General features: G+C 54.5%; 16 protein-coding genes. 1 reads left to right on the top strand and 15 read right to left on the bottom strand.

Translation table 11 applies throughout. The features are described 5' to 3' along the window. Positions 1-5: 5 nt before the first annotated feature. The 3 genes from RGB73_RS00655 to metG form a co-directional block, all read right to left on the bottom strand. A complete protein-coding gene (locus tag RGB73_RS00655; RefSeq protein ID WP_310767816.1) occupies positions 6-1,097 on the bottom strand; it encodes a resuscitation-promoting factor in 1,092 nt (363 codons plus the stop codon). A gap of 373 nt (positions 1,098-1,470) precedes the next feature. Next, entirely contained in the window at positions 1,471-2,238 is a 768-nt protein-coding gene (locus tag RGB73_RS00650) for a TatD family hydrolase (protein WP_310767814.1), read from the bottom strand. A gap of 33 nt (positions 2,239-2,271) precedes the next feature. Further along, complete coding sequence (gene metG / locus RGB73_RS00645; RefSeq protein WP_310767812.1) at positions 2,272-4,302, bottom strand: methionine--tRNA ligase; 2,031 nt, start codon at positions 4,300-4,302, stop codon at positions 2,272-2,274. 733 nt (positions 4,303-5,035) lie between these two features. Here metG and RGB73_RS00640 point away from each other — a divergent pair. After that, positions 5,036-5,287, top strand: a complete 252-nt coding sequence (locus RGB73_RS00640; RefSeq protein WP_055746082.1) for an AbrB/MazE/SpoVT family DNA-binding domain-containing protein — start codon at positions 5,036-5,038, stop codon at positions 5,285-5,287. A 145-nt stretch (positions 5,288-5,432) separates the two neighbouring features. On the opposite strand, the gene rsmI is transcribed toward RGB73_RS00640, so the two are convergent. The 12 genes from rsmI to RGB73_RS00580 all read right to left on the bottom strand — a co-directional run bounded on the left by rsmI (position 5,433) and on the right by RGB73_RS00580 (position 14,250). Then, complete coding sequence (gene rsmI, locus RGB73_RS00635; protein ID WP_310767809.1) at positions 5,433-6,302, bottom strand: 16S rRNA (cytidine(1402)-2'-O)-methyltransferase; 870 nt, start codon at positions 6,300-6,302, stop codon at positions 5,433-5,435. Beyond that, positions 6,286-6,615 (bottom strand): GIY-YIG nuclease family protein, encoded by a 330-nt coding sequence (locus tag RGB73_RS00630; protein ID WP_310767806.1) that lies wholly within the window; start codon positions 6,613-6,615, stop codon positions 6,286-6,288. The genes rsmI and RGB73_RS00630 overlap by 17 nt, the downstream gene beginning before the upstream one ends. Then, the gene (locus RGB73_RS00625) at positions 6,551-7,318 is read right to left on the bottom strand and encodes a tRNA1(Val) (adenine(37)-N6)-methyltransferase (protein ID WP_310767804.1); all 768 of its coding nucleotides are present in this window, start codon (positions 7,316-7,318) and stop codon (positions 6,551-6,553) included. The genes RGB73_RS00630 and RGB73_RS00625 overlap by 65 nt, the downstream gene beginning before the upstream one ends. 203 nt (positions 7,319-7,521) lie before the next feature. After that, positions 7,522-7,893 (bottom strand): DNA replication initiation control protein YabA, encoded by a 372-nt coding sequence (gene yabA / locus RGB73_RS00620; RefSeq protein WP_310767802.1) that lies wholly within the window; start codon positions 7,891-7,893, stop codon positions 7,522-7,524. A gap of 25 nt (positions 7,894-7,918) precedes the next feature. Then, the gene (locus RGB73_RS00615; RefSeq protein WP_310767799.1) at positions 7,919-8,734 is read right to left on the bottom strand and encodes a PSP1 domain-containing protein; all 816 of its coding nucleotides are present in this window, start codon (positions 8,732-8,734) and stop codon (positions 7,919-7,921) included. Between the two features lie 2 nt (positions 8,735-8,736). Beyond that, on the bottom strand, positions 8,737-9,717 hold the full coding sequence (gene holB, locus RGB73_RS00610) for a DNA polymerase III subunit delta' (RefSeq protein ID WP_310767797.1): 981 nt from the start codon (positions 9,715-9,717) through the stop codon (positions 8,737-8,739). An 18-nt stretch (positions 9,718-9,735) separates the two neighbouring features. Further along, positions 9,736-10,182, bottom strand: a complete 447-nt coding sequence (locus tag RGB73_RS00605) for a YaaR family protein (RefSeq protein WP_310767795.1) — start codon at positions 10,180-10,182, stop codon at positions 9,736-9,738. Positions 10,183-10,286: 104 nt separating this feature from the next. Further along, positions 10,287-10,616 carry a cyclic-di-AMP receptor gene (locus RGB73_RS00600; RefSeq protein WP_007719896.1) on the bottom strand — a complete coding sequence of 110 codons (330 nt, stop codon included), beginning with the start codon at positions 10,614-10,616 and terminating at the stop codon, positions 10,287-10,289. Between the two features lie 139 nt (positions 10,617-10,755). Continuing rightward, positions 10,756-11,397 (bottom strand): dTMP kinase, encoded by a 642-nt coding sequence (gene tmk, locus RGB73_RS00595; protein WP_310767784.1) that lies wholly within the window; start codon positions 11,395-11,397, stop codon positions 10,756-10,758. Positions 11,398-11,434: 37 nt separating this feature from the next. Further along, a complete protein-coding gene (locus RGB73_RS00590; RefSeq protein WP_310774035.1) occupies positions 11,435-12,868 on the bottom strand; it encodes an aminotransferase class I/II-fold pyridoxal phosphate-dependent enzyme in 1,434 nt (477 codons plus the stop codon). A gap of 134 nt (positions 12,869-13,002) precedes the next feature. Then, the gene (locus tag RGB73_RS00585; RefSeq protein ID WP_310767782.1) at positions 13,003-13,185 is read right to left on the bottom strand and encodes a sigma factor G inhibitor Gin; all 183 of its coding nucleotides are present in this window, start codon (positions 13,183-13,185) and stop codon (positions 13,003-13,005) included. Positions 13,186-13,245: 60 nt separating this feature from the next. Beyond that, the gene (locus RGB73_RS00580; protein WP_310767780.1) at positions 13,246-14,250 is read right to left on the bottom strand and encodes a hypothetical protein; all 1,005 of its coding nucleotides are present in this window, start codon (positions 14,248-14,250) and stop codon (positions 13,246-13,248) included. Between the last annotated feature and the right edge of the window lie 49 nt (positions 14,251-14,299).

Raw genomic sequence — 14,299 nt, 5'->3', positions numbered from 1 at the left:
CTGTTCTACGGCTTTTGCGGTCCAATCACATAAACGGTTTTGTTGCGCTTGCGGCCAAACCTGACCGCCTCTGACTCCGTACTGACGAATACGTCAATCTTGCCGCCTCGCATGGCTCCGCCCGTATCTTCTGCACGGCGGTATCCGACTCCCTCGATATAGACCCACCATCCGTACGGAATGACGCGAGGGTCTACTGCAATCGTATGGCCCGGCTGTGCTTTCACTCCTGTAGCTGTTCGTCCGTATCCCGGCGAGCTAGGGTGTTTGCCGCCGCCTGCCGGCGAGTAGGCAGTCAAGGTAACCCCGTTCAGTACTTTCTTCGGCCTGAAAACTTTTCCACCGCGGGAGACCATCCCCGCTGATGCGACCAGAACCCGTTCCGATGCACCTTCCGAGCGCATCGCCACCGCGGTTCCCATAGCCACCACGCGGTCTTTTTTCGGTGTGAGTACTTCTCTCGACACCAGTTCACGGGAGATTTCCTTGCCATCCTCCGTGACTAGCTTATAGTGTGCAATTGCCTTACCTTCTTGCCCTTCTTGCAATACTTTCGTCTTCCCTTTTTCCAATGCAGGGTCGTTCTTGCGAATTTCCTGATAGGTGACGCGCTCTTCCTCGTCCACCATCTTCTCGACGATCCGTTTGACCGTGATGGTGGCATCTTTGGTGAGCGCCGCGGTCAAGGCCGGTTCTGTCCGGTCCTTTTCCCCGAGTGCGATGCCGCCGTCTTTCAGTGCGCCGGCTACATCGCGACTCCTTGTTTGAATGACTTTGGTCTGCCCGTCAATCCGGACCGGTATGGACCAGACTGTATGTAAAGTGATTAACGCTCCGCTCTTGAGTTTTGTCTGAGGTGCCGGTTGAACGAAATCTTTTTCCGTGACAGCGATTTGTCGCTCCGCCAAGAACTCCTCGACGGTGTCAGCCTTGGTAGCTACTGTGCGACTCTCGCCATCCAACGAAAAGGTGACCTGTTTTGGCTGGGTAGCCTGGGCAGAGAAATACCCAATCATGGGAACGAGCACAAGAGCAAGACCGCCGAAGAGAACGAGTCCCCGATTCTTATACCTATCCCATATCGTGCGTAACTCCATTTCCCACACTCCTTTTCCTAAAAAAAGCACAAGGCTTTTTCGGTCTAGCCAGGTAAGGGTCGATGTAATTGCACTAATATTCTGGAAGTGGCCGCTACTAAACAAGATTGGATTTGATTGTATGTTACTTTTTCTCCTTTGTCAAATTTCCCCTACCTTCGGCTGAAGAGATGATGGTACAAGCCTAGCAAAAAGGGCCTGACGAATCATAGGCAATTGGTGTCGAGCACATGTGTCGATGGGACAATAATCGTTCGACACATTGTTCAAAGTATGCGGCGAAAAGCGAGAGTAGAACGTAGAAAAGCGGTCGCAAAAAAGCGGAAAGCCACGAGAGAGCCCGTGACTTTCCGCTTTTGCTTTGTTTTTTTGGCTATTTCAGGCGAAACAAACGGCGAGCGTTTTCTGCTGTGATCTGTGCCATTTCCTCGTAGGACAGGCCGCGAATGTTCGCCATTTCCTCACAGACGTAGCGGACGTAGCCGCTCTCGTTGCGCTTGCCGCGGAAGGGATGCGGCGTGAGGTACGGACTGTCCGTCTCGATCAGAAGCCGGTCGAGCGGCACTTTGGCGGCCACTTCCTTCGGTTGCTTGGCGTTTTTGAACGTCAACGGCCCGCCGAAGGAGATGTAAAAGTTCATGTCCAGCGCCAGCTTCGCCGTCTCCCAGCTGCCGGAAAAGCAGTGCATGATTCCGCCTACTTCAGCCGCCTTCTCCTCTTTGAGGATGGAGATGACATCCTGATGGGCGTCGCGGTTGTGAATGATGATCGGCATGCCGACTTTACGGGCGAGGCGGATCTGTTTGCGGAATACCTCCGCCTGTACATCCTTGGGCGACGTATCCCAGTAGTAGTCCAGACCCATTTCCCCCAGCCCGATTACTTTCGGATGGCGGGAGAGCTCCTCGATCCAAGCCAAGTGCTCGTCAGTCATATCTTTTGCATCCTGCGGGTGCCAGCCGACCACCGCGTAAATAAAGTCGTAGGCCTCCGCCAGTTCGATGCAGGTCGGGATCGTCTCGGCATTGAAGCCGATGTTGACAATCGTGCTGACCCCGTTTTCCCTGGCACGGGCGATCACTTCCGCGCGGTCCTCGTCAAATTCCGGAGCGTTCAGATGCGTATGCGTTTCAAATAACACGGATGCGTCCTTCCTTTCCTGCCGGTCCGCTCGTTATTTCACGATGGCGCCGTTTGGCATGCTCGGATCTACCGTTGCCAATGTCAGCTGGTCTCCTGCCGATGCTGCGAGAATCATGCCCTGGGACAGTTCACCGCGCAGCTTCACCGGCTTCAGGTTGGCTACGACGATGACTTTTTTCCCGACCAGGTCCTCAGGCGCATAGTACTTCGCGATTCCGGAGACGACCTGGCGTTTTTCATAGCCCAGATCGAGCTGGAGAATGAGCAGCTTGTCGGCATTCGGGTGCTTCGCGCACTCCACGACCTGCGCCACACGCAGCTCCACTTTCCCAAAGTCGTCGATACCGATCTCTTCTTTGGCATCTGCCGGTTTTTCGGTTGCAGCCGCTTCGGTTTGGCTGGTTGTCGTTTCGCTCACGGAAGATTCCCCTTTCAGTGCATCCTGCTTTCTTTTGTTTTCCTCAGCCTGGCGTCGCGCCTCGGCTGTCGAATCGTCGATGAAGGCCAGCTCCGCCTGTACATCGAGACGCGGGAAGAGCAGCTCCTTGCGGCTGACCGTGCTGCCTGCAGGCAATCCGCCCCACTTGCCGGCGGATTCCCAGCTGGTCGCTTCCTCGTTCCCCAAAATCCCCAATTGGTCCCAAATTTTTGCCGGTGCTTTGGTCATAAACGGCTGGATCAGGATGGAGCTGATGCGGATGCTTTCCGCCAGGTTGTACATGACGGTAGCCAGGCGTCCTTTCGTCTCCTCGGACTTGGCCAGGTTCCACGGCATGGTCTCATCGATGTATTTGTTGGTCCGTCCCACCAGCTCCCAGATGTGAGCAAGGGCGTTGCTGAAGCGCATTTCTTCCATATGCTCCTCGACCAGCCCCTTCGTTTTCACTGCCAGGCTGATCAGGCTGTCATCCGGTTCCCCTGCGTCTTGTGGAGCAGGAACGACGCCGTCGAAATACTTCTCGATCATGGTCGCCGTCCGGCTGAGCAGGTTTCCGATGTCGTTGGCCAGGTCGTAGTTCAAGCGCTGCACGAACGATTCCGGTGTAAAGATGCCATCCTGCCCGAAGTTGATCTCGCGCAGCAGGAAATAGCGTACGCCGTCGGAGCCGTAGCGGTCGATGAGCAGCTTTGGATCGATCACGTTTCCTTTGGATTTGGACATTTTTCCATCCGGCATGAGCAGCCAGCCGTGGCCAAAGATTTGCTTCGGCAGCGGTACATCCAAAGCCATGAGCAGGATCGGCCAGTAAATGGTGTGGAAGCGCAGGATATCCTTGCCCACCATATGCACGTTGGCCGGCCAGAAACGGCGGTATTTGCTGTCGTCGTCTGTCAAATAGCCCAGTGCGGAAATGTAGTTGGTCAGGGCGTCGATCCACACGTAGATGACGTGCTCCGGATCGCTCGGCACTTTGATACCCCAGTCAAACGTACTGCGGGACACGGAAAGGTCTTGCAGCCCCGGCTTCAGGAAGTTGTTGATCATTTCGTTGCGGCGGCTCTCCGGCTGGATGAAGTCCGGGTTGGCCTCGATGTGCTGAAGCAGTCTATCCTGGTATTTGGACATGCGGAAGAAATAGTTTTTCTCCTTGACCTTTTTCACTTCGCGTCCACAGTCCGGGCAAAAATAGCCTTTGTCCGTCTTGCATTGGGTCTCCGTCCAGAACGCCTCGTCCGGCACACAGTAATAGCCTTCGTACTCACCCAGATAGATGTCGCCTTGATCGAGCAAACGCTGGAAAATCTTTTGTACGACTTCCTTGTGGCGCGGTTGGGTCGTACGGATAAAGTCGTCATAGGAGATGTCCAGTTTGTCCCACAGCTCGCGGATCCAGTCTACGACGGGATCGATGAATTCCAGCGGCTGCTTTCCTTCTTCGGCTGCCCGCTCCTGCAGCTTTTGGCCGTGCTCGTCCGTACCGGTCAGGTAGTAGACGTCGTAGCCGCGCAGGCGCTTGTAGCGGGCAAGCGCATCACAGGCGATCGTGGTGTAGGCATTTCCAATGTGCAGCTTGTTGCTCGGATAATAAATCGGTGTGGTAATGTAATATGTCGGTTTCATTGCAACAAAACCCCTCCAACTTACGTTTAGAAAGTAGAAAAGCCCGCCCCAAAAATTGGGGCGAGCTATAACTCGCGGTACCACCCAAAAGCTCCGTTTCCTCGCGGATGACGGACTTGGTGAGTCAAACATTGACTCTACCCGTAACGTGGGCGTGCGTCGCAGACTACTGGAAAACGGCGGAGCCGTCTCACGTTCATCGGCGAGACTCAGGGTCCATGTTCAGCATGCTCGCTTATGCCGGTTTTCAGCTACCCCGGCTCTCTGGAATAAGGAGTGTCCGCTTACTCTTCCCATCATGGCCTTTTGCTATGATTTGCCTCATTACACCCTCTATTGTACACGACCAACCTGTTTTGTAAACCTCCCCTCCATCACTTTTCATCCAAAACCGGCGCATTAGGAGAAAAAGGAAGCAGAGAGAAAAAAAGGTGAATATGTCGAATGAACAAGCTATTATTCGACACGAACCGACTGAAATACAGGCGACAGCTCCCAGTTAATTTTATCCATAAATTTTTACACCACTTTTCCATATTGCTAACAAACGCAGTAGCATCAATGTTTCCAATTTCAAAAAACACTTTTGTTTTCAAAGAATTGTCAAATCGATGTTGACACCTTTGGGAATCGCTGGTATGATGTTTTCAGTAGAAAATGTCGAATATTGACGATTAATGATCTCTGTTGAACAATAGCATCGACATGTCCATATTTGGGAGGAGAATTCACAATGATGAAATCAACAGGTATTGTTCGTAAAGTGGACGAGTTGGGCCGTGTAGTTATTCCGATCGAATTGCGCCGCACTTTGGGAATCGCAGAAAAAGACGCACTGGAAATTTACGTGGATGGCGAGCGCATCATCCTGAAAAAGTATGAGCCTGCTTGTATCTTCTGTGGAAACGCTGACAAAGTATCTCATTTTAAAGGTAAAATCGTTTGCCAGGATTGCCTCTCTGAAATGCCGGTTGTCAAACGCTAATCTCTGTTCTTTTACATAAGAGCACGGGCCTTTTCGGGGGGACAAGCCCAAAAGGCTCTTTTTTGTGTTCCATTCAAAAAAGCCGACCTCCAGGGCCGACCTTTTTCTTCTATAATACAGCCCTCATTCAAGCGACTGGCGTCGGTCACTCGCGGTGATACTCGTTGTACACATCCCGTTTGGAAACGCCGCGATCGTCAGCCGCCTGTTTGATCGCCTCTTTTTTGCCCATGCCCTGCTCACAGTACCGATCGACGTGCTCCACGACGCCAAGCCCGCTCCACCACGCGTCGGCTTCCTCCTCCGCAGGACCCAGGTAGCCTTCGACGATCAGGCAAAATTCGCCACGCGCCTCTCCTTCTCGCAGCCACGCCAAGAGCTCGTCAAGCGTGCCGCGCGCAAACTCTTCGTACCGCTTGGTCAGCTCCCTCGCCATGACAGCCCGACGATTGCCCCACACTTCCCGCATGGCCGCCAAGGTCTTTTCGATCCGATGGGGAGCCTCGTAGAAAATCAACGTCTCCGGGTACTTTTTCAGCCGTTCCAGCTCCTCGCGACGCTCCTTGTTTTCCCGCCCGATAAATCCGCAAAAGACAAAGCGGTCCGTGGGTAGCCCAGAGGCGATCAGAGCGGTCAATGCCGCATTGGCCCCGGGCACCGGAATCACCGGAAAGCCCGCCGCCGCCGCATCGCGCACAAGCTCGGCTCCCGGGTCGGAAATGGCCGGCAGACCGGCGTCGCTCACCAGCGCAATTTTCTTTCCTTCCTCCAGCCACTGCAAAAGGCCCTGTCCGCTGGCTTCTTTATTATGTTCGTGATAGCTGACCGTTCGCTTGTCGATTTGGAAATGATTGAGCAGCTTGCGCGTCTGACGCGTGTCCTCGCAGGCGATGACATCTACGCTGCGCAAAGTTTCCAGACAGCGTACTGTCATATCATCCAGATTTCCAATCGGGGTCGCTACCAAATAGAGGACACCGGTCTCTTCGGACGAAAAACTACGCTGGACATTCATCTTGCGGACCCACTCCAATCAGTTCTTCTTTTTTCAGCCGGGAGAGACGTTTGATCCCTTCCTCCCGCTTCAGTCCCCAGGAGCGGTCTGCCCCCTCTTCGAAGTAGAGCAGTTCGACAGGGCCGCGTCCACGGGTATATTTGGCTCCCTTGCCTTCATTGTGCTCCCGCAGGCGCCTTTGCAGCTCGGTCGTATACCCGGTGTAAAGACTTCCGTCTGCACAAGACAAAATGTACACGAAGTGGCTTTTATGCGAGGGAATCGCGTCTTCCGAAATAGATTTCCTGCAGTTCTTCACAGTATTCCTCTCCATTTTCATAGACAATCAACGGCGGCGCAATGCGCAGCTCCGGCTTGCCTCCTCGCATCCCTTCGATCAGCACCATGTTCGGCTCCGCATCCCGGCGCGGGTACACGAGACGCATCCGCTTGGGCTCGATCCCGTATTGGCGCATCAAGGAAATGATCTCGATCAGGCGGGTCGAGCGGTGCACCATCGCGAGCTTGCCGCCGTTTTTCAGCAGCTGGCTGCCGACCCGAATCACGTCTTCCAGGGAGAGCATGATTTCGTGGCGGGCGATGGCAAAATGCTCGCTGATGTTTTTCTCGCCGCCGGTTGCAGGCATATAAGGCGGATTGCAGGTGATGACGTCAAACTTGGCATGACCGAATCGCTCCACCGCTTCTTTCACATCGCCATGGTGCATCGTGATGCGTCCTTCCAGCCGGTTCAACGCCACATTTCGGCTCGCCATGCCATACAGCCGCTCCTGAATCTCGATGCCTTCAAAGGTCGCCTCGGGTGTCCTGGTGCTCATGATGAGCGGAATAGCTCCGTTCCCCGTGCAGAAGTCAAGGATACGTCCCCGTTTTGGCGCGGAGGCAAAGCGAGCCAGGAGAACAGCATCCATCGAGAAGCAAAACACTTCGTGGCTTTGTATGATCTTCATTTCATGAGTCAGCAAATCGTCGATGCGCTCCGATTCGTAGAGCGGCACATTGATGACAGGTTCCATCCGCAGTTCCATACCCCTTTAGTTCTTGTCGAATAAATTCGTATACGCTAAGAAAACCTCTATGAGGCCTGCTCAAGGATGAGCGACCTCGTTTCAGCGGAAGGTTGTTCTTGCTGAATCGGGTAGTTCGCCGTCGAAGTGTATACTTTCCGATTCAGTTAAAAACGACCTGACACATGGCCCAGGTCGCTTTTATCCACCATTTATTTTTGAGGGCCTCCGCTTAGAAACGACAAGCAGAATAAACAATCCCCTTCTTTGCGCAGGCTGCCGAAATGGACGTTGCAGATATGAAACCCTTCTGCATAGAGGCGAGCCAGATTGTCGTATCCTTCTCCGACCACTGCCTTTTTGGCCTTTTCCTGTGCAACAGGGCGTGTTCCCTTCTGTTTGGCCGCAGAGCTTGTCTTTTTCCTGTCCATTCGGTTGCGGAGGTGCTGGTTTTCAACGAGTAATTGGGCGTTTTCCTCCATCAAAACGACGATGACGTCTTTCAACTCACCGATCTCTTTGTACAGGTCCCCAATTCGTTCTTCAATGCTCGCCATTTTGACGAAGATTTCCCGTTTGTCCACTAGCTCACCTCTCCCCTACCCCACCTTATTCAAAAGTGGGAAGCCCTATCGCAATCTCATCTAGCCCAAACTCCGTGATCTTTTTATCGATCGACAGTTCCACTTGAACCGATTGGTCGAGTACATTGACGGACACCACTCGGCCGTTCCCCATAGGGGTCGTTACCACTTTTCCGATTTCGGGCATTTCATCGCGAGTGCTTTCGTAGTTGTCGTTCTCGTATTTTAAACAGCACATCAATCTGCCGCAAAGTCCGGAGATCTTCGCTGGATTCAACGAAAGGTTTTGGTCCTTGGCCATTTTGATCGATACGGGCTCAAAATCGCCGAGAAACGTGGAGCAGCACAACAATCGCCCGCACGGACCGATTCCGCCCAGCATTTTGGCCTCGTCGCGGACGCCAATCTGGCGAAGCTCGATACGCGTACGGAATACAGAAGCCAGATCCTTGACAAGCTCGCGGAAATCCACTCGACCGTCTGCGGTAAAGTAAAAGATGATCTTGTTGCGATCAAACGTGTACTCCACATCGACCAGCTTCATGTCCAGCTTGTGTTCCCTGATCTTGGTCTGACAGACGGCAAAGGCGTTTTTGGCAGCAAGCTTGTTTTCATCCACTTGCTTGGCGTCTTTTTCGTCCGCTACCCGGATCACTTTTTTCAGCGGCAGCACGACGTCGGATTCCGCCACCTGCTTCTTGCCGATGACGACTTTTCCGTATTCGACCCCCCGAGCCGTTTCCACGATGACGGTACAATCTTTCTCGATCGGCAGTCGGTCCGGGTCGAAGTAATATATTTTGCCCGCTTTTTTAAAGCGGACTCCAACAACCTCGTACAAGGTTATCCCTCCTGGATTTGAAGAACCAACCGCTCAAGAGCCAACTGTGCGTTGGCATTTCGCTCTATCCGATTTTTTGTCTCCATGACCAAATCTATCCCGTGCAAGAGCTCAGCTTTTGTCCATACCAGTGCTTGTCCTTGCAGCACATCCTGTTGGTCGCTGTTGATGAGATGGGCATGCCTGCCTACTTGCACATACAGGATATCGCGCAGCCAAAGGATGAGCAAATCTAAAAAGAGGGGTAGTTCCTCTTTAATTTTGTCGCTCTTTTGCAACATATCATGGATGGTAAAAAGCGCAGACGAATTGCGTTGTTTGCACTCCTGAATCAATTGTATCACTAGATTTCTCAGCTGTGCAAACGATTCTGATTGGCTAAGCACCTTGGCCTCTTCCACATTTGTCGTAATGTGGGAAGCGACCTGTGCCATTCCTGCCAAAACGCCTTCTCTGCGCAGCTCCCCGGCGATCGCCTCTGCAGACAGCGGGGAAAATTGTACAATTTGGCAGCGAGACAGGATGGTCGGGAGAATCGCATGGCTGTGTTCGGTAAGCAGGAGGGCGAGGACTCCGACAGGCGGCTCCTCCAAAAACTTCAGCAGGCTGTTCGCAGCCTGGGTCGTCATTTTATCTACGTGCTCGATGATGTATACCTTGTGCTGGGACTCAACCGCCCGCATCGCCATTTCCTTTTGCAGGCCGCGAATTTGGTCGATTTTGATGGAAGCCCCGTCCGGCGTGATCAAAAGCACATCGGGATGGTTGCCCGCCTCGATGCGCCTGCACGTCAGACAGGCCCCGCAGGCGTCGGCTTCCCTCTCCGGGCAAAACAGGGATTTCGCCAGATGCAGGGCCAGTTTCTTTTTGCCTGCTCCCTTCGGACCGGTCAGCAAGTAAGCGTGGGCCAGCCGATTGTTGCGAAGGCTGTGATACAGCAGTTCCGAAGCTCTTGGCTGCTGGGAAAATTGGGTCCATGTCATGGTTCTTTCCACACCTAACTAAAAATACAGGTTGATCAGCATGCCGCGAATTTCTCCGATGCGGGCAAGCAAGTCGATCATCGGAGCCTGGTCGCTGAGCAGCTCGTCTGTAAGCCTGAGCAGCTCCGCATCCACTTCTTTGACGATCTTGTACAGCCTGCTGCGGCCACGCCGATTCATCCCCCGTCGGTCGTCCAGGGCAATGCCGTAACGGACGGCTTCCTCCATGAACTGTTTGACGAGATTTTTATAGGAATAAAAGTCGCGTACGGAGCGGGAACGGGCCAGAATCTGCCCTTGCTTGTCGATGTCAGACAACAGCCGGTTCAACCGCTCCTGCGACATGCGCTCTTCTTCACCTTGAACCATCGTGCCAAAATTCAGCTTTTCCAGCTGAGGGCCTCTACGTGTATCCGCCGTTTTGACCATGTCCAGTTTCGGCCGGAGACCGTCGCTGATTTTCATTTCGCCACCTCCGTAGCTGCGATCCGCAAGGTTTTGTCCTCATGAGATCCAGTATATACGAAAGCGGCGAAAAAAGAGAGCGGGAACTCGCGAAAAAGCGTCGGCTAGAAGGAGTGGAATTCTCCTACATCGAGTACGAATACGGCAGCGCCGCCTACCTGCACTTCGAGCGGGTAAGGCATGAACGAGTCCACCGCATTGCTGAGGGGGGAAACAGGAGTGACCATCTGTTTGCGGGATTTGCAATTATGCGCAATGATGTCGATTACTTCCGGCACGCTTTCGTCAGACGTACCGATCAAGAAGGTTGTGTTACCGGCTCGCAAAAAACTGCCGGTACTGGCAAGCTTAGTTGCACGAAAGCCTTTTTTCACCAGCTGTTGAGACAGGCGACCACTATCTTTGTCCTGGACGACCGCAACTACCATTTTCATCGGCTATCACCCTTTCCGCAAATAATCATTCCCATAGAAGAGTACTTGGTGTTTCATTGTATGATAAATAGGTGGGCGAGGTACGATATTCTTCCTAAACATATTATACAGCATGTACCCCGCGATGCGCACTGTCTCCTTACAATCGGGCGATCAAGGCGGCAAGTGCGTCCTGATACACCTTCTCCAGCGGCTGCCCTGCGTCGATCACGACAAAGCGCTCGGGATCCCGCGCCATGGCCAGCTGATACCCTTCCCGCACGAGCTCGTGAAAACGCATGCCTTCCAGGTCGAGGCGGTTGATCTCCCGCCCTCTGGCTGCATTGATCCGGCCCAGACCCACCTCGGGCAGCACATCGAAAAACAGCGTCAGCTCCGGCATGCAGTCTCCCACCGCGAACCGGTTGATCGAATACACGTCATCGATTCCCAGTCCGCGCGCATGTCCCTGGTAAGCGAGGCTGCTGTCGATGAACCGGTCGCACAGCACCAGCTTTCCGGCTTCCAGCGCGGGCAGCACCTTTTCCGCCAAATGCTGGGCGCGAGCCGCCGCATACAAGAGCGCTTCCGTCCTTTTGTCCATCTGGGTGTGGGCGGGATTCAGGATGATTTCGCGAATCTTTTCGGCGATTTCGATACCCCCCGGCTCCCTGGTTAGGAGCACATCCATGCCGCGCTCCCGTAGCTCTTCGTACAAGCGGGCAATAATCGTCGATTTGCCTGCACCTTCCCCGCCCTCTACGGTAATAAACCGGCCTTTTCGTCCTGTTGTCACGTTCAAGCTCCTTCCACCTGTTGTACAGGCCTTCCCTTGTTCTTTACAGCACTTGTATGGTTTGCAGACGGTCATCCTGCACGCCGTGAAAACGGGTTTGCCCCTTTCGCAGCTCCATGAGCATCGCCAGGCACTGCTCGTCGATCCGCTCGCCCGGGACGAGTACCGGGATCCCCGGCGGATACGGAATGACCATTTCCGCTGCCACCCTTCCCAGCGACTGCTCGAGAGAAATCGTCTCCTTCGGCGAGTCGACCGCCTCGTCCATCGGTACGACCTGTTCGCGCAAATAATGGGAGGAAACGACTCCCGCCTCCAGCACGCGCTCTTCCCCCGGCTCTACCTCGACATCGAGAGACTCCAGCAGCTTCGCCAGTGCATCGAGATCACGCGCGGACGTTCCTGCCGAGGCAGCCAGCAGCACGTGTGACGCGTCAGCCAGCTCCGGGTAAATCCCGTGCTTTTCCATGGCATGCTGCAGCGCAAACCCGTCCAATTGCTGCGAGCGTATGTGAAGAAACAGCTTCAGCGGATCGAGAGTCGCATACACACTGTTTGCTCCCAGGCGCGGCCATTCCAGCCATTCCAGTCTGCCCGTGCGTTCCCGCAGCTTGTCCAACTGCGGAAGCAGCCTGTCCCATTCCTCGCAGGCTTCCACAACCAGATGGCGACGGGCCAAATCAAGCGAAGCCATGAGCACATAGGACGGGCTCGAAGACTGGATCATCGCCAAATAGCGAAACAGCCTGTCCCGATCAATGCGACTACCCTGCACATGAAGCATGGAGGACATCGTCATCGCGGACGCCATTTTATGTGTCGACTGGACTGCCGCGTCCGCACCGCACAGCATGGCTGACGGCGGAAAAGCCGGGTGAAAGCCGTAATGCGCCCCGTGGGCTTCATCGATCAGCAGCGGAATATCGTGGCGATGGACCACCGCCGCCATTTTCTCCAAATCGATGCCCATCCCGTAATACGTCGGATTCGTCAAAAATACGGCCTTTGCATCGGGATGCGCTTGCAGGGCCCGCTCCACATCCTCGCGGCGAACCCCTGCGGCTACCCCGGTCGCCAAATCCACAGCCGGCACCAGGAAAACCGGAGTCGCTCTCGCCATGATGATTCCGTGATACACGGATTTGTGGCAATTCCGCTGAACGAGAATCTTGTCGCCCGGTCGGCATACCGTCATGATCAGCGCCAGATTCCCTACCGTACTGCCCCCGATGAGAAAGCGCGTCTCCTCTGCGCCAAACGCTTCCGCAGCCAGCTCCTGGGCTTCGGCAATCACCCCTTGCGGCTGATGCAGATCGTCCGTCCCGCTAATTTCCGTGAGATCCAATTCCAGCATGGCCCCAAACCGCTGCTTCGCTTCGGCATCAAAGCTGTGACCCATTTTGTGTCCCGGCACATGAAACGGGTGCGGATGCCGCTTGGCGTGGCGCTCCAGCTGTTCATACAGGGGAGCCCGCATTTGCCGCTCCCGGAAATCAGCATGTTTCCCAAACACGCGCTCTTCACGTCCCTTTTATGAAATGAATGTCCCACTATTTTAGCATGATTTGGCATGAAAAAAGGCATCGGGTTTTATCCGTTGCCTTTTTTCCTTCACGCGTCTTTCCGAAGCCATATCCGCCTCATCTGGTGGATAAAGAACGGGTATTTTTCATCCTGCACATCCGTGTTGACCATCTCTTGCTCGCATTTCTGGCAAATGAACTGCTCACAAATGGCGATTCCGTCGCTGCGTTCCAGTTCACAGACGATACATCGCTGAGCAACCTTTTCCATAGTCTTAACGCCTGCCCTTTTCCTCAATGTACCAATCATTATACCCCATTATAATCAGCATCATTCCCAAACGTTCGTCTTTTCGCCGACAGCTCGGTAGCTCAGCAAATGGCTGCGTGCTTCCGGTATGGGGAAACAGGCGCAAGCATCGACAACGTGGGACTGGCGCATGCACTGGACAAGCTCGGATAGGCCCAGTTCGCCGATCGCCGCATCAGCTCTGCCAATCAGCAGCAGATCGGCATTCCGGAGAGCCTTCTGCCACTCGACGCCAGGCACACTCTCAAGGAAGGCTTCGTTCGGATCTAGCTCGTCCTCGCCGGAAACCACGCAAACCTCCCTACCTTCGAGCCATCCAGTCTCCATCCCGTTCCAAAAAGAAGCCGGGCCCCAGAGCACAACGCGATGCACGTTCGCCTTTTCCAGTACATGCTTGGCTTCGCGCTCCAGCCACTGGCAAAGCTGCGACTGGTCGCTCCGCTCGGGATACAGCCAGCCTTGCCCCACTCTCGTGTCCATCCCCAGAGCGCGAGCCACTGTCTGCAGAGAGACGCCTTCCCGATCGCACACTTCTCCCAGCTCCAGAAAGAAGCGTTCTTTCCATGCCAAGTAACGCGGAAGCTGTCTTACCGCCTCATCCACTTCACGCCTTTTGCAAATCAGGCATACGAGCTGATGGTAGGCGAAGCGGCGGCGAAGGTGATTCACCCAATACCCATTTTGCTCTCCTCCGATCAAGGCCCGCTCTCCCTCCGAAACAAAGGCCAGCCTGACCACTTCCCATTTTCCCCGGTCGCAATGCCCGTCCAAATGATCCGCCCAGCCGTACGGAATGTCGTCGCCATATACCAGAAGCAGGCCCGGGCGGGTGGAGAGGAGCTCCGCCGCAGACGCAGAGTCCCACTCGTGCGCCGACGTCAACAGCACGCCATCTGCCCCTATCTCCCCGCTTCCCATTGCTTGCACAAACGATTGCAACCGGATTCCGCACGCTGCCAGTTTCTCACGGATCCCCCCGGCGATTTCGCCTGTCGGCGCCAGCAAAGTCAGTGGACGATGATTCAAGACAGCTACCTCCTTTTGCAAAAAACATGTCCGCGTCCGTTTCTTCCCC

The sequence above is a fragment of the Brevibacillus brevis genome, from assembly GCF_031583145.1.
Classification (GTDB): Bacteria; Bacillota; Bacilli; order Brevibacillales; family Brevibacillaceae; genus Brevibacillus; species Brevibacillus brevis_E.
Note: the sequence above shows the minus strand (reverse complement) of the source record. Positions and strands in the feature narration are given on the sequence as shown.